This is a genomic window from Allobosea sp. OK403, assembly GCF_900113835.1.
Lineage (GTDB): Bacteria > Pseudomonadota > Alphaproteobacteria > Rhizobiales > Beijerinckiaceae > Allobosea.
The window spans coordinates 27,297-41,946 of sequence record NZ_FOQV01000007.1 but is presented as its reverse complement, the minus strand read 5'-3'; the positions used below and the strand labels follow the sequence as shown (position 1 = coordinate 41,946).

General features: G+C 65.3%; 14 protein-coding genes. 12 read left to right on the top strand and 2 right to left on the bottom strand.

Annotation, left to right across the window (positions count from 1 at the left end; all coding sequences use genetic code 11):
- The first annotated feature begins 361 nt into the window (after positions 1-361).
- The 8 genes from BMZ97_RS21075 (at position 362) to BMZ97_RS31765 (ending at position 8,554) form a co-directional block, all read left to right on the top strand.
- Positions 362-790: a RidA family protein gene (locus BMZ97_RS21075; RefSeq protein ID WP_092174225.1), complete on the top strand. Its 429-nt coding sequence runs from the start codon at positions 362-364 to the stop codon at positions 788-790.
- Positions 791-801: 11 nt separating this feature from the next.
- Positions 802-1,959: an NAD(P)/FAD-dependent oxidoreductase gene (locus tag BMZ97_RS21070; protein WP_092174222.1), complete on the top strand. Its 1,158-nt coding sequence runs from the start codon at positions 802-804 to the stop codon at positions 1,957-1,959.
- 18 nt (positions 1,960-1,977) lie between these two features.
- A complete protein-coding gene (locus tag BMZ97_RS21065) occupies positions 1,978-2,691 on the top strand; it encodes an SDR family NAD(P)-dependent oxidoreductase (RefSeq protein WP_092174219.1) in 714 nt (237 codons plus the stop codon).
- A 128-nt stretch (positions 2,692-2,819) separates the two neighbouring features.
- Complete coding sequence (locus tag BMZ97_RS21060) at positions 2,820-4,373, top strand: ABC transporter substrate-binding protein (protein ID WP_092174216.1); 1,554 nt, start codon at positions 2,820-2,822, stop codon at positions 4,371-4,373.
- A gap of 187 nt (positions 4,374-4,560) precedes the next feature.
- Positions 4,561-5,499: an ABC transporter permease gene (locus BMZ97_RS21055; protein ID WP_092174213.1), complete on the top strand. Its 939-nt coding sequence runs from the start codon at positions 4,561-4,563 to the stop codon at positions 5,497-5,499.
- Complete coding sequence (locus BMZ97_RS21050; protein WP_092174210.1) at positions 5,496-6,386, top strand: ABC transporter permease; 891 nt, start codon at positions 5,496-5,498, stop codon at positions 6,384-6,386. Before BMZ97_RS21055 ends, BMZ97_RS21050 begins: the two co-directional genes overlap by 4 nt.
- Complete coding sequence (locus BMZ97_RS21045; protein ID WP_092174206.1) at positions 6,383-8,197, top strand: ABC transporter ATP-binding protein; 1,815 nt, start codon at positions 6,383-6,385, stop codon at positions 8,195-8,197. Before BMZ97_RS21050 ends, BMZ97_RS21045 begins: the two co-directional genes overlap by 4 nt.
- Before the next feature lie 231 nt (positions 8,198-8,428).
- The gene (locus BMZ97_RS31765; RefSeq protein WP_280141768.1) at positions 8,429-8,554 is read left to right on the top strand and encodes a hypothetical protein; all 126 of its coding nucleotides are present in this window, start codon (positions 8,429-8,431) and stop codon (positions 8,552-8,554) included.
- Here the strand turns inward: BMZ97_RS31765 and BMZ97_RS21040 are convergent, their stop codons facing one another.
- Both BMZ97_RS21040 and BMZ97_RS21035 read right to left on the bottom strand, forming a co-directional pair.
- Positions 8,555-8,746, bottom strand: a complete 192-nt coding sequence (locus BMZ97_RS21040; protein ID WP_139221283.1) for a hypothetical protein — start codon at positions 8,744-8,746, stop codon at positions 8,555-8,557.
- A gap of 328 nt (positions 8,747-9,074) precedes the next feature.
- Positions 9,075-9,788 carry an FCD domain-containing protein gene (locus tag BMZ97_RS21035; RefSeq protein WP_210188295.1) on the bottom strand — a complete coding sequence of 238 codons (714 nt, stop codon included), beginning with the start codon at positions 9,786-9,788 and terminating at the stop codon, positions 9,075-9,077.
- Between the two features lie 258 nt (positions 9,789-10,046).
- Here BMZ97_RS21035 and BMZ97_RS21030 point away from each other — a divergent pair, with 258 nt between their 5' ends.
- The 4 genes from BMZ97_RS21030 to BMZ97_RS21015 are packed head-to-tail and all read left to right on the top strand — an operon-like array spanning position 10,047 to position 14,649.
- On the top strand, positions 10,047-11,564 hold the full coding sequence (locus BMZ97_RS21030; protein ID WP_092174200.1) for an ABC transporter substrate-binding protein: 1,518 nt from the start codon (positions 10,047-10,049) through the stop codon (positions 11,562-11,564).
- Positions 11,561-12,403 carry an ABC transporter permease gene (locus tag BMZ97_RS21025; RefSeq protein ID WP_092174197.1) on the top strand — a complete coding sequence of 281 codons (843 nt, stop codon included), beginning with the start codon at positions 11,561-11,563 and terminating at the stop codon, positions 12,401-12,403. The genes BMZ97_RS21030 and BMZ97_RS21025 overlap by 4 nt, the downstream gene beginning before the upstream one ends.
- Before the next feature lie 3 nt (positions 12,404-12,406).
- Positions 12,407-13,321, top strand: a complete 915-nt coding sequence (locus tag BMZ97_RS21020; protein WP_092174194.1) for an ABC transporter permease — start codon at positions 12,407-12,409, stop codon at positions 13,319-13,321.
- Positions 13,318-14,649, top strand: coding sequence for a M20 family metallopeptidase (locus tag BMZ97_RS21015; RefSeq protein ID WP_092174191.1), 1,332 nt, complete (start codon positions 13,318-13,320; stop codon positions 14,647-14,649). The genes BMZ97_RS21020 and BMZ97_RS21015 overlap by 4 nt, the downstream gene beginning before the upstream one ends.
- Position 14,650: the final 1 nt, after the last annotated feature.

Genomic DNA, 14,650 nt, shown 5'->3' with positions numbered 1-14,650 from the left:
GCGCCCTGCATCGGGCGTGCCATTGCATCACGGCGATCGACCGGAGCCGACAACCACAGGCAGCCTATTCTTCTCCGTCATGGATGCCATCACGAAATAATCGACCAAGCCAGCCGCGCCGCGGAGAAGGCCATTCCCGAGCGCTTCGGCTTCACGCGCCGCCAAAGACGGGCCGCTACAGGCGAAAACGGTCTCATCGAACACGGCTCGGCGCCGCCTGGCCTCGCGCTTGATCGTCTTGACAGCAGTCAAAGGCTTGAATGGTATACACCAAGCCGCTCCTCCCGAGCCGGCCAACCGATCGCCGGCCGCATGACGAAACCCGTCTGGCCCGGCGCACCATGCCTGAAGGAGGCCTCCCGTGAGCGAGATCATCAAAGTCAAATCCGGCAGCAAATATGAGGATTTGAACAGCTACTCGCGGGTCGTCGTCGCCGGCGACATGATCTTCGTCTCCAACACCGCCGGCCGCAATTACAAGACCCGGGCCATCGCCGGCGATGCCAAGGGCCAGGCCGAGCAGGCCTTCAGCAATATCGAGGGCGCGCTCGCCGCCGTCGACGCTTCATTGAAGGATGTCGTCGCGATCAAGGTCTTCGTGCCTGATATCGCCGATATGGAACAGGTCAACGAGGTCGTCGGGCGCAAGTTCAGGGGCATCGACCCCGCCAACACCACAACCTGCACGCCGCTCGGCCAGCCCGAGCTCAAGGTCGAGTTCGAGGTCACCGCCTATAAGCGCCGCAAGCCCGACGAGGCCGAAAAGCGCATCAGCGTCGACCTCTCCTGAGGTTCGGTCCGATGCCTGACGTCGTCATCGTCGGAGGCGGGATCAGCGGCGCGGCGGCGGCCTATGAGATCGCGCGCGCCGGCCATTCCGTGACGCTGTTCGAGGCGCGCAGCCTCGCGGCGATGGCCTCCGGCTGGACGCTTGGCGGCGTCAGGCAATCGGGCCGCGACCCGGCCGAATTGCCGCTGGCGAAGGCGGCGGTGGCGCGCTGGAGCGGGCTCGACGAGGAGCTTGGAGCCGCGACCGGCTATCGCCGGCGCGGCAATCTGCGCCTGGCGCGGACGGAAGCCGAGGTCGAGGTGATTCGCGAGCTTGTCGTCCAGCAGCGCGGGCTTGGACTCGAGATCGACTATCTGCCGGACAATGCCGCGATCATGGCGATCGCACCGGCGATTGCTCCGTCAGTCCTCGCCGCATCCTTCTGCCCGGGCGACGGCCATGCCGACCCGATCCCGGCGGTGCGGGCCTTCGCCGCCGCGGCAGCGCGCCATGGCGCGGTGATCCGTGACGGCATCGGCGTGCGGGCGCTGATCCGCTCCGGCGATACGATCACCGGCGTCGAGACCAACGATGGCGAGATCGTCTCCGCTGGACGCGTCATCCTGGCGACAGGCATCCATGCGCCCGAACTGCTGCGGCCGCTCGGGCTCGACCTGCCCCTGCGGATCAGGTTGGTCTGCGTGCTGCAGAGCGTGCCGCTGCCGCCCTTGTTCGAGCAGGTCTTCGGCGTCGCCAATGCCGACGCCGCCGGCCGGCAGGAGATTGACGGGCGCCTGCGCGTCACCACCGGCATCGGCGACTGGCCGCACGAGCCCGGCTCCTGGAGCGCCGACAATCTGGCGCCGCGCGCAGCCGACATCGCCACCTTGATCGATCGGGTGACGCAGGTTCTGCCGGCGATGGCGGATGCCGGAGTCTCGCGGATCTGGGGCGGCCTGATCGATCTCACGCCCGACGCGCTCCCGGCGATCGACGCCCATACCGGGATCGACGGGCTGGTCGTCGCGGCAGGCTTTTCCGGGCATGGCTTCGGCATCGGCCCGATCACCGGCGAAATCCTTGCCGATCTTGCGCTGATGCGGCAGCCGCGCTTCGATCTCAGCCCCTTCAGGCTGGGCCGCTTCGCCGGCTCCACCGCCCCAGATTCCGTGCTGACCCTGCACGGCTAGAGGCTAGAGGACTGTCCGATGCTTGCCCCCACCAAACGCGTGATCCTGATCTCCGGCGCCAATCGCGGCATTGGCCGCGCCGTCGCGCAGGCGCTTTATGAGCAAGGTTATGCCTTGAGCCTGGGCGGGCGCGATCTCGCTTCGCTCAAGGCGATGAGCGCCGATTGGGATGAAACCCGCATCCATATCGCACGCTATGACGCTCAGGATTGGGCGACGCATCGGGCCTGGACTGATGCGGCGGTTGCGCGCTTCGGCCGGATCGACGGGCTCGTCAACAATGCCGGCATGCACAGCGCCATTACCTTGCGCGCACCAGATGAGGCCGTGCTCGACGCGATCTGGGCCGTGAATTGCAAGGGGCCGCTCAGCCTGATCCATTGCGCGCTGCCGCATCTGGAAGCGAGCGGGGCCGGGCGCATCGTCAACATCGCCTCGATGTCGGGCAAGCGCGTGCGCAACGACGCCGTCGCCTACAACATGACCAAGCATGCGATGGTGGCGCTGACCCATGCGGCGCGCCGAATCTCCTGGGACAAGGGCGTGCGGGCAACCGCGCTCTGCCCCTCCTTCGTGCCCACCGACATGACGGCCGCAAGCAATGCGATGAACCGCCAGGACATGACGCAACCGGGCGATCTCGCGCAACTGGTTGCTACTGTCCTCGCTCTGCCTAACAATGCATCAGTCGCGGAGTTGCTGGTGAATTGCCGGCTGGAGGATACGCTTTAGACGGGCTTGGCCCGAAGATCTTGGCCCGAAGATTCTGGCCCGAAGATTGCGGACAGGGATCGGCGAAACCGCCGGACGCATCGAATATCCAAGAAAATCGCATACCCAAGAAAAGCAGGGGAATAACGATGAAAAAAACCGGACTGGTGATCGCCGCCGCGCTCGCGGGGGCCCTGTTGGGCTCGCCCGCACTGGCTCAGAAGACGGTGCTGACCGTCGGCATGCAGAGCACCGATGCTGGCGTGCTCGATCCGCATCTGAATTCCGGCACGCCCGGCAAGGCGATGCTGCAATGGATGTTCAACGGCCTGGTCCGGATCAAGCCGGGCGAACTCTCGCCGGAATTCATGGAGCCTGATCTGGCGGAAAGCTGGACTTCCTCGACCGACGGCAAGGAATGGACCTTCAAGCTGCGCCAGGGCGTGCAGTGCCATCACGGCTATGGCGAATTCACCGCGGAGGACGCGGTCTATTCGCTGGCCCGCGCCGCCAACAAGGACTCTTCGGCCTTCTCCTCCGACTACGCCGCCTTCGACAAGGTCGAGGCGCCCGACAAATACACGGTCAAGATCACGCTGAAGCAGGCTATTCCGAGCCTGCTCGGCATCGTCATGAATTACCATGGCGGCAACATGGTCTGTAAGAAGGCCGCCGAGGAGCTGGGCAAGGACGGCTTCGCCAAGAAGCCTGTCGGCACCGGCCCGTTCATGTTCCAGGAATATGTGCCGCAGCAATACGCCAAGCTCGTCGCCAACCCGAACTATTTCCGCGGCAAGCCGAAGCTGACCGAGATCCTCTACCGCTTCATCCCGTCCGATTCCTCGCGCGATCTCGCCTTCCAGTCCGGCGAGCTCGACATGATGCTCGGCCGGCAGGAACAGGCCTGGGTCGACCGCATGAACGCGCTGCCCGGGGTCAAGGTCGTCGCCATGGGCCCGGCCGAGATGTCGATGCTGCATCTCAATATGAGCCAGCCGCCGCTCGACAACCTCAAGGTCCGCCAGGCCATCGCCTATGCGATCGACCGCAACGCGATCTGGCAGTTCCGCGGCAAGAACATCTCCCGGCCGGCCGTCTCGGTCGTGCCTTCGGGCTATCTCGGCACAGACGAGAAGGCGCCGCTCTACCCGTTCGATCTCGCCAAGTCGAAGGCCCTGCTGGCCGAGGCCGGTTTCCCCAACGGCGTCACGGTCAAGGCGATCAACACGACGCTGCCCTCGATGCTGAGCTTCACCGAGGCGACGCAGGCGCTCCTGAAGCGGGCCGGCATCACGCTGGAGATCCAGCCCGTGGAGCACGCAACCTTCCACCAGCAGATCCGGCAGGACCTGTCGCAGGTGGTGCATTTCCAGGCGGCGCGCTTCCCTATCGCGGATGTCTATCTCTCGCAGTTCTTCCATTCGCGCGCGATCGTGAAGACGCCGACGGCGGTGACGAACTTCTCGCACTGCAAGGTCGCCGATGCCGAGATCGATGCGGCCCGCTCGGAAACCGACAAGGCCAAGCAGCTCGCGCTCTGGAAGATGGCGCAGGAGAAGATCATCAAGGAGGTCTGCGCGATCCCGGTCAACGAGATGATGCAGCTCTGGGCCTATAAGGACAGCCTCGACCTCGGCTACGACCTCAAGGCCTCGCTCAATCTCGGCCCGCCGGTGCTCGAGACGACGCACTTCACCAAGTGAGATGAACCACCTCTGTCATCCCGGACAAGCCGCGTAGCGGCGCCGATCCGGGATCCATGCCTGAGCCGTTCCGGCATGGATCCCCGGGTCTCCGCTACGCTCCGCCCGGGATGACGCGGGTACTGGAATTGGCTTAGGCGCAGCGGGCAGCTACTGCGGGCTCCTTCTCCTCCAACATGGCGGCATCATGGGCGCCTTTCTCGTCAAACGGCTCGGCTTTGCGGTCGTCACGCTCTGGGCCGTGCTCTCCCTCGTTTTCGTCGTGGTGCGGATCGTGCCGGGCGACCCGGCGCAGGTCATCCTCGGCGACCAGGCCGACGCCACCGCGATCGCGGCGATGCGGACACGGCTCGGTCTCGACGCACCTCTCATCGAGCAATACTGGACCTTCCTCAGCGGTGCGATCCGGGGTGACTGGGGCGTCTCGCTCGTCACCGGCCGGCCGGTGATCCAGGAGATCCTCTCCGTCCTGCCCTGGACGCTGGAGCTGACCGTGGTCTCGATGCTGATCGGCGTCGCCATCGGCGTGCCGCTCGGCGTCTGGGCCGCGATCAACCGCAACCGCATGCCCGATTATGTGACGCGCATCGCCTCGCTGCTCGGCTTGTCCTTCCCGCCCTTCGTCTCGGCCATCATCCTGCTGATCCTGTTTGCGATCATGCTGCGCTGGTTCCCGGTGATCAGCGCCCGCTCCGGCTCGGCCTCCGCCTGGTTCCAGTCGATGGCGCTGCCGGCGCTCAATCTCGGATTGATCATGGCGGCCTACATCACCCGGGTGGCGCGCTCGGCGATGCTCGAGGTGATGCAGGAGGATTATGTCCGCAGCGCGCGGGCCAAGGGCGTGCCCTGGCGTGTCGTCGTCTGGCGGCACGCGCTGCGCAACGCCTTGATCCCGGTCATCACCATCGTCGGCCTGTATCTCGGTATCCTGATCGGCAATTCGGTGCTGACCGAGATCGTCTTCAACCGGCCGGGCCTGGGCAAGCTCATCGTCGGCGCGCTGAACCAGCGCGACTACACCATGCTGCAGGGCATGATGGTGATCTACACGCTGATCGTCGTGCTGGTGAACATCGCCACCGACCTGACCTATGCCTTCGTTGATCCAAGGGTGAAGCTGTCATGAGCGCCTCGGTCCATGATGCCGGCCAGGCCGCCCCGCCGCGGCTGCGCTGGCTCGCCGCCATCATCGGCGCCTTCAACGCCAACAAGACCTCCTGGGTCGGCCTCGTCATCGTCGTCGCGGTGATCCTGGCCGCCGTGCTTGCGCCCATCATCGCGCCGCACGACCCGCTGGAGCAGAACATCCTGTCGCGGCTGCAGCCGCCGCATGACGACTACTATCTCGGCACCGATTATTTCGGCCGCGACATCCTCTCCCGCCTGCTCTACGGCGCGCGGATCTCGCTCGTCATCGGCGTCGCCTCGACCGTGATCGCACTGGTGTTGGGGTCGCTGATCGGCATCCTGGCCGGCTGGTATGGCGGGAAGTTCGATGTCGTCGTGATGCAGACGATGGACATCCTGCTCGCCTTCCCCTCGCTCATCCTCGGCCTGATCCTGGTTGCCATGCTCGGCCCCTCGATGGAGAACATCACCATCGCGATCGCGCTGACCTCGATCCCCTCCTTCGCCCGCATTGCGCGCGCGCCGACGATCTCGGTGAAGGAGCGCGACTATATCGAGGCCGGAAGAGCGCTCGCCTTCTCCGACGCCCGGATCATGGCAGGCCATATCCTGCCCAACATCTTCCCCGAGATCCTGGTGATGGGCTCGCTCTGGCTCGCCAATGCGATCCGCACCGAGGCCTCGCTCGCCTTCATCGGGCTCGGCGTCAAGCCGCCGACCGCGACCTGGGGCGGCATGATCCGCGAGGGTTTCGAGAACATCCTCGACAGCTACTGGCTCGTGCTGGCGCCAAGCCTGGCCATCCTGATCATCGTCTTCGCCCTCAATATCCTCGGCGACGGTCTGCGCGACGCCATCGACCCCAAGCTGAAGGGTGAACGATGAGCCGGCCTGTCCTCTCCGTCCAGAATCTGCAGACGGCCTTCCGTGTCGGCGGGCAATGGCGCTGGGCGATCGAAGATCTGAGCTTCGACGTCGCGCCGGGCGAAACCGTCGCGATCGTCGGTGAATCCGGCTCAGGCAAATCCGTCACCGCGCTCTCGATCATGCGGCTGGTCTCGGCCGCGAATGGCCGCATCGAAGGCAAGATCGCGCTCGAAGGTCGCGATCTGCTGGCGCTCTCGGAAGAAGAGATGCGCAAGGTCCGCGGCAATGATGTCGCGATGATCTTCCAGGAGCCGATGACCAGCCTGAATCCGGTTCTGACCGTCGGCTACCAGATCTGTGAGGCGCTGCGCTATCATCGCGGGCTCGACAAGGCGGCCGCCGAAGCCGAAGCGTTGCGCATGCTGGAGAAGGTGCGCATCCCTTCCGCCAAGACGCGCTTCGGCAACTATCCGCACCAGTTGTCCGGCGGCATGCGTCAGCGTGTGATGATCGCGACCGCGCTCGCCTGCAAGCCAAAGCTCCTGATCGCCGACGAGCCGACGACGGCGCTCGACGTAACGATCCAGGCGCAGATCCTCGAACTGATCAAGACGCTGCAGGACGAGGAGGGCATGTCGGTCCTCTTCATCACCCATGACATGGGCGTCGTCGCCGAGATCGCTGACCGCGTCGTGGTGATGTGGAAGGGGCGCAAACTCGAGGATGCGCCCGCTCCTCAGGTCTTCAACGCGCCGGTGCATGGCTACACCAAGGCGCTGCTCGCCGCCGTGCCCAGGCTCGGAGACATGGAGGGGCATGGCAGGCCGCTGCGCTTCCCCCATATCGACCCCGATAATGGCGAGGTGCGGGGCAAGCCGGTCGAGGCGGCCGACACGGTCAAGGCCGAAGAGGCGCCCCTGCTGGAGGTCTCCGGCCTGACGACGCGCTTCGGCATTCGCGGCGGCCTGCTCGGACGTTTGCGCGGCCGGGTCCATGCGGTCGAGAACGTCTCCTTCACGCTGCAGCGCGGCGAGACGCTGGCGCTGGTCGGCGAATCCGGCTGCGGCAAGTCGACGACCGGGCGCTCGATCCTGCGCTTGATCGAGCCCACGGCGGGCACGGTGCGTTTTGAGGGCCGCGACGTGACCGGTTTCGGCAAGGGCGATCTGCTCAATGTCCGCCGCGACATGCAGATGATCTTCCAGGATCCCTTCGCCAGCCTGAACCCGCGCAAGAGCGTGGGCGCGGCCATCGCCGAGCCGATCGTCGTCCATGGTCTCGCCAGGGGCGCGGAGGCCAGGGAGCGCGTGGCGGAGTTGATGCGCCGCGTCGGCCTCTCGCCCGCCATGGGCACGCGCTTCCCGCATGAGTTCTCGGGCGGCCAGCGCCAGCGCCTCGCCATCGCGCGTGCGCTCGCGCTCTCACCCAAGCTGGTCGTGGCGGATGAGGCGGTCTCGGCGCTCGACGTCTCCGTCAAGGCGCAGGTGCTCAACCTGATGCTCGACCTGCAGGCCGAGTTCGGCCTCGCCTATCTCTTCATCTCGCATGACATGGCGGTGGTCGAGCGGGTGAGCCATCGCGTCGCGGTGATGTATCTCGGCGAGATCGTCGAGCTCGGCACGCGCGAGGCCGTCTTCGCCAACCCGCGCCATCCCTATACGCGCAAGCTGCTCTCGGCCGTGCCGGTGCCTGATCCGGCGCGGCGATCCCTGCGCCGCGAACTCGCGATCGACGAGATTCCAAGCCCGATCCGCTCGCTGGACTGGCGCGCTCCGGCGCAGGCGCTGGTCGAGGTCGCGCCCGGCCATTTCGTCAGGCAGGCGGTGTAACGGAGCCTCTTCGACATGATTCCCAGATGAGGGGAGCGCCGACGCTCCCCTCATCACAAGAATATTTCCGCGTTTCTTCGAAACACGGAAATATTCTACCTCCTTATTCTAAGGCATTGTCTTCACGCGAACCGGTGTCCACTTCGCCCGAAGATACTCTAGGCACCAATGCGGCGGCTATCTTGCTGCTTCTCCGATGGCATCAACCAATTGGCTCATCGGGAAACAGATATGCTCCGTGCAGCGTCCAGGCGTCCTCGCCCATCGCTCTCCACCGTGCTGATTTGGATCAGCTTCACGATCCTGTTCTGGATTTCGCTCTGCGTGGCCGCCGGCCGCGCCATCTGGTTCTGGTGATCACGCATCGTCCTTGGTGCCGAGATAGGCTCCGAGGAGATAGCCGCTCTGAAGCGCGGCAAGATAGCCAATCAGGACGAAGATGCTGAACAGCGTAAGGCTGCCCAATATCAGCCATAGCAGCACCATGGCGACCACCAGCACGAAGCTGGCCGCCAGAATTGCGATATAGCTGTACGATAGCCCAATCAATATGCCGACCAGGAACAATATCCCTGCAATTACCATAATTCATCGCCGGCCATACGTACCCCCTGCGGATACGAAGGCAGCTTAAATTGACGAATCAGCAAACATCAAGTCGATACTGTGAAAACTACAAGTATATTTATTAAATCTATACGAAAATTTTATTCGCTATTTCGAATTAATCTCGGACTACAATCGCATCAATCCATAGATTGACAACATCACCAGCAACAAATCACACGCTGCCGCCTGACCCGCCGGAGCGTTTCGCAGAGGCGCGCTTGGACGATCGACGAAAGCGACGCTCCACCCGTTTGCGGGTCGTTTCGGCTCAGCCGGCGCGAGAACGGCTTGCCGCAGCCGACGCCCCAATCCGCTCATCTTCGGCGAAATGTTCGCCGATCACCGCCGCGCCGTCCTCGATTGCCTTGCGGATCAGCCTGACCGCCTTTTCGGTGTCGCGCCGGGCCAGCGCCTCCAGCAGCAGGTCATGGTTGTGCGGCTCGCCCAGCCGGGTGGAATCGACCGGAAAGAGATAATTCAGGCTCGGCCCGATCTTGAGCCAGAGCGACTCGATCACCGCATAGAGCGCCGGCATCGCCGCGCGCTCATAGAGCATTAAGCGGAATTCCTTGTTCTCATGCAGCGCCTCGCGCGCCGCGTTGCGCGCCCGGGCATCCTTGAAGCGCTCGTTGATCGCGCGCAGGTCGACAAGATCCTGCTCGGTCAGCAATGGCGTTGCGCGCTCGACGGCGAGGCTCTCGACCACCATGCGGATGTCGATGATCTCGCGATAACCCTCGAGCGAGAGAGCCGGCACGGTAAAGGACTGCGCCGGCGCCATCTCCAGCGCGCCGCTGGCGACGAGTTTCAGCAGCGCCTCGCGGACCGGGGTGGGGCTGGTGCCGAGCCTGGCGGCGAGATCGCGCGCGACCAGCCTTTCGCCGGGTTTCAGGCTGCCTTCCATCAGCGCCTGCTTGAGCGTTCTTTCGACATGCCCGGTCAGGCCGCCTTTGGGCGCGATCGGCAATTGGTCAAGGCTCACGAAGCGGCTCCGTCGGCGGAAGCGCGGAAGATGTCGCGGCGCTTCGTGATTGGCAATGGCTGGCTGCAACGCCTGGTGGCGCGGCGCGGAGCCTTCGTCACGGCCTGCCAGAACACGGCTGATCTGCCCATCAAACGTTCTCCTGCCTGCCGCAAATTCAGACGCAATATCTCTTGCGGTCGATGTTACAGAATATATTCTGCAGCGCGACGGAATTCTGATGCGGCCGACAAGGCCGCCATAAAAAAGGGGATTGGCATGCGACGGATCCTATCTGGAGTGCTGGGCTCTGGAATGCTGGGCTTGGGCCTGCTGGCGGCAACCGCCGCATCGCCCGTCCTCGCTGCCCCCAACGAGCTCGTGATCGGGCGCGCGGCCTCCGCCGCAACGCTCGACCCCGGCTTCCTGCGCGAGGCGGGCACGCTGGTCGACAATATCTTCGACACGCTGATCCTGCGCGACACGGAGATGAAGCTGATCCCGGGCCTTGCCCTGTCTTGGGCCGCGATCGACGACACGACCTGGGAGTTCAAGCTCCGGCCGGGCGTGAAATTCCACAATGGCGAGGCGTTCGACGCGACCGCCGTCAAATTCACCTTCGACCGCGTGATCGACCCCGACGCCAAATCGCCGACGATTTCCTATGTCCGTTCCGTGGTCGGCGTCGACGTGGTGGATCCGCTGACCGTACGCGTGCGCACCAACGGCCCCGACCCCCTGCTGCCGACACGGATGAGCCGCTACCCCGCCTACATCGTGCCGCCGAAATACATCGCCGAGGTCGGCAAGGACGTCTTCGCCCGCAAGCCGGTCGGCACCGGGTCTTATAAGGTCACCGAATTCGTCCAGGACGACCGGGTCGTCATGGTCGCCAATCCCGATTACTGGCGCGGCAAGCCCACGATTGGGCGTGTCGTCTGGAAGCCGATTCCGGAGGCGACGGCCCGCATCGCGGCGCTGGTCTCCGGCGAGGTGCAGTTGATCGAGGGTGTGCCGGCCGAGCTCGTCGGACTGGTCAAGGCAAGCCCCGAGCTCAATCTCGAGCAGGTCCGCAATGGCGGATTGACGATCTATCTCGGCCTGAAATCGACGGAGAAGCCGCTCTCCGACGTCAAGGTCCGGCGTGCGCTCTCGATGGCGATCGACCGCAAGACCATCGTCGCGGAGATCCTCAAGGGTCTGGGTACCGCGACCGGCAGCCAGACCAGCCCGGCCGATTTCGGCTACAAGGCGATCGAGCCGCCGGCCTACGATCCGGCCAAGGCCAAGGCGCTGCTGGCGGAAGCCGGCTATCCCGACGGTTTCTCGATCAAGATGCAGGTGCCGCGCCGCTACATCTCCTCGGCCGAGGTCGGCCAGGCGATCGCGCAGCAATTCGCCGCCATCGGCGTCAAGGCGGAGCTCGAAGTGCCGGAATGGTCGGTCTATGCGCAGCAGGTTCCGGCCGGCAAGCAGGCGCCGATCTACATGCTGGCCTGGGGCTCGACCCAGACGCTCGACGCCGACGCCGCGCTCTTCGCCATCCTGCGCACGGGCGAGCCCTATTCGACCGTCTCGATGCCGGCGCTCGATACGCTGCTCGACCAGAGCCGCAAGATCGTCGACGCCGACAAGCGCAAAGCCGTGCTGTTGGAGATCCAGGACAAGATGGTCGAGGATGTGCCGCTGCTGACGCTCTACCAGGAAGACTCGCTCTATGCGGCGCGCAAGGACCTCGTCTTCAAGGGACGCCCCGATGCTCGCCTGCCCTTGTTCGACCTGAAGTTCGGTCCGTGACACCTGAGCTGAGACGCTCTTTTGCCGGCATTGATGGCTGCGTCGGCGCAATACTCCTGATCGCCGTCCTGCTGCTGGCCGTGCTCGGCCCGCAGCTCTGGGCGCTCGACCCGATCAAGGGCGTGCTGACCGCGACCTTCAAGCCGCCCGGAACCATCGTCGCCGGGCAATGGCACCCGCTCGGCACCGACCAGCTCGGCCGCGACCTGCTGGTGCGGATCATGGCCGGGACGCAACTTTCCCTCGGTATCGTCGTGATCGCAGGGCTGATCTCGGCGCTGATCGGCACCGGCCTCGGGCTGTTGGCGGGCTATGCCGGCGGCTGGATCGACATCGTCATCATGCGGCTCGTCGACATCCAGCTCTCGATCCCCTTCATCCTGCTGGTGCTGCTGGTGATCGCGGTGCTGGGCCCCAGCATCGCCAATGTCGTGATCGTGCTCGGCGTCACCGGCTGGGCGATCTTCGCCCGCGTCGCCCGCGCCCGCACGCTGGAGGTGCGCGAGCTCGATTATGTCGAGGCGGCGCGCGCGCTCGGCGCCTCGCGCCTGCGCATCGTGCTGCGCCATATCCTGCCCAACATCGTCACGCCGCAGATCGTGCTGCTGACACTCGATCTTCCTCGCCTGATCGTGCTCGAAGCCTCGATCGGCTTCCTGGGCCTGGGCGTGCAGCCGCCGGTGCCGACGCTCGGCAACCTGATCGGCGAAGGGCGCTCCTATCTCTTGGTCGCGGACTGGCTGGTGATCTATCCCGGCCTCGTCATCGCGGCGCTGGTGATCGGCTTCAATTTCCTCGGCGACGGCCTCATCCGCCTGACGCAAGTGCGGGTCGACTGAGCCATGCTGCGCTTCCTCGGCAACCGCCTGCTGCAATCGGCCGTCGTCCTGCTCGGCGTCTCCGCGATCGTGTTCTTCTGCCTGTTCCTGGCGGGCGACCCGGCCGCGCTGATGATGTCGCCCGATGCCAGCCGCGCCGAGATCGACACCTTCCGCAAGGCAATGGGCTTCGACGATCCGGTCCTGGTCCAATATCTGCGTTATCTCGGCAAGGCATTGACCGGCGATTTCGGCATCTCGCTGCGCTTCCAGCGGCCTGTAATGGAACTGGTGCTGGAGCGCCTGCCAGCGACCGCCTTGCTCGCGGTGGCGGCGCTGGCCTGGAGCACGACACTCGGCTTCGTCTTCGGCGTGCTGGCCGCGATCAAGCCCGGCGGTCTCGTCGACTTCCTGGTGCGAACCGTGGCGCTGGCCGGCCAGGCCGTGCCGGTGTTCTGGCTCGGCCTCGTGCTGATCCTGTTCTTTGCGATGAAATGGCGGCTGCTGCCGACCGGCGGCTATGGCGAGGCGCGCCATCTCATCCTGCCGGCCCTGACGCTCGGCGCCTATTACACCAGCGCGGTGACCCGCCTCGTGCGTGCGAGCCTGATCGACGTGATGGGCGAGGACTATATCCGCACCGCCCGCGCCAAGGGCCTGTCGCCGGGCCGCGTCATCATCGGCCATGCGCTGCGCAACGCGCTGATCCCAGTGCTCACGGTGCAGGCGATGTATTTCGCCGCCCTGCTCGGCGGCGCGCTCGTCACCGAGATCATCTTCGCCTGGCCCGGCATCGGCCGGCTCGCGGTGCAGGCGATCCAGAACCGCGATTTCCCGTTGGTGCAGGCAGTGGTGCTGCTGGCCTCGACGGTGTTCGTGCTGGCGAACCTCATGGTCGACATCGCCTATGTGCTGCTGAATCCGAGGATCAGGCTGTGACCGGGCCCGATGTGATCGCAGGCCTGCGCACGCGCACGCTCGACTTGCTCGCGGAATGGACGCCGATCCGCTCCTTCGCCGGCAACGAGGCCGGGTTGAAGGTGATGGCGCAGACCCTCATTGCCCATCTGCGCGACGATCTCGGTGCGACCATCGTCGCGGACGGGCTGAAACTCGATCCGCCGGTCGTCCATGCCCGGATCGAACGCGGGGCGCCCGTCACCATCCTGCTCTACAACATGTATGACGTGATGCCGGCCACGCTCGAGGGCTGGAGCGTCGATCCCTTCATCGGCGGCGTGATCAAGGGGCCGATGGGGCCGCGTTATGTCGGGCGCGGGGCGGAGAACAACAAAGGGCCGATGGCAGCGATGCTGGTGGCGCTTGGCCATCTCATCGCGACCTCCGCCCTCGATGCCAATATCGAAATCCTGCTCGAAGGCCAGGAAGAGACCGGCAGCGCTGCGCTCAGGCGTTACCTGACCGCTCAGGACACGCCGGTGCGCCGAGCTTCGACAGCACTGTTCCCATCCTTCTGCGAATATGGCGGCGGGCCGCCGCGGATCTATTTCGGCTTCAAGGGCCTGGCTCAGGGCAGGATATCGGTCGAAAGCGGCGCCTGGGGCGGGCCGGTGAAGCCTTGCCACGCCTCGAACTCACCCTGGATCGCCAACCCGATCTGGGAACTCGTGAAGGCGCTCGCCGGCCTCGATAGCGGCTCGCGCGGCAAGGTCGTGCTGCCAGCACCGCTCCTACCCGTGCTCGACGAACTCACGGCCGCCTTCGATCCGCAGGCCGAACTCTCCTTCCGTGCGACCAGCCGCTTCTCCCGCGACGGCACGCCGCGCGAATTGCTGGAGCATGTGCTGACGGCCGCTCATCTCAATCTGGCGGAGGTCTCGTCGTCTCCGTTGGGCGGGCGCAGCGTCATCCCGACAGGCGCGAGCGCGCGCTTCGACATGCGCCTGCCGGCCGGGCTCGACCCGGACGGCGAGATCGCCCGCCTCGCCCGGGATTGCGCTCCAGCCGTGCTTTCGCTCGACGACGCCTATCCCGGCTGCTGGTTCGATCCCGCCGCGCTCGGCTTCGCCGAACTCGCGGGGAGCTACCGGGCGCTCGGCGCAAACCCGCAATCCTGGCCCTGGGCCATCGGCGCAGCGCCGGCCTATGCTTTCGCAGGGGTCAGCGACGCCTTCATCATCGGCGGGCTCGGCCATGGCGGCAACGCCCATGGCCCCGACGAATTCGTCGAACTTTCCGGCATCGACCGCTTCATCCAGTCGCTGCTGCTCTGGCTGCCGGCGATCGCAGCCAAGGGCCGATCATGAA

What these genes read in the sequence shown, in the direction of transcription:
- BMZ97_RS21065 (WP_092174219.1), top strand. Translation starts at nt 1,978, where the DNA reads ATGCTTGCCCCCACCAAACGCGTGATCCTGATCTCCGGCGCCAATCGC.
- BMZ97_RS31765 (WP_280141768.1), top strand. Translation starts at nt 8,429, where the DNA reads ATGCTCCGTGCAGCGTCCAGGCGTCCTCGCCCATCGCTCTCCACCGTG.
- BMZ97_RS21030 (WP_092174200.1), top strand. Translation starts at nt 10,047, where the DNA reads ATGCGACGGATCCTATCTGGAGTGCTGGGCTCTGGAATGCTGGGCTTG.
- BMZ97_RS21055 (WP_092174213.1), top strand. Translation starts at nt 4,561, where the DNA reads ATGGGCGCCTTTCTCGTCAAACGGCTCGGCTTTGCGGTCGTCACGCTC.
- BMZ97_RS21050 (WP_092174210.1), top strand. Translation starts at nt 5,496, where the DNA reads ATGAGCGCCTCGGTCCATGATGCCGGCCAGGCCGCCCCGCCGCGGCTG.
- BMZ97_RS21020 (WP_092174194.1), top strand. Translation starts at nt 12,407, where the DNA reads ATGCTGCGCTTCCTCGGCAACCGCCTGCTGCAATCGGCCGTCGTCCTG.
- BMZ97_RS21060 (WP_092174216.1), top strand. Translation starts at nt 2,820, where the DNA reads ATGAAAAAAACCGGACTGGTGATCGCCGCCGCGCTCGCGGGGGCCCTG.
- BMZ97_RS21070 (WP_092174222.1), top strand. Translation starts at nt 802, where the DNA reads ATGCCTGACGTCGTCATCGTCGGAGGCGGGATCAGCGGCGCGGCGGCG.
- BMZ97_RS21045 (WP_092174206.1), top strand. Translation starts at nt 6,383, where the DNA reads ATGAGCCGGCCTGTCCTCTCCGTCCAGAATCTGCAGACGGCCTTCCGT.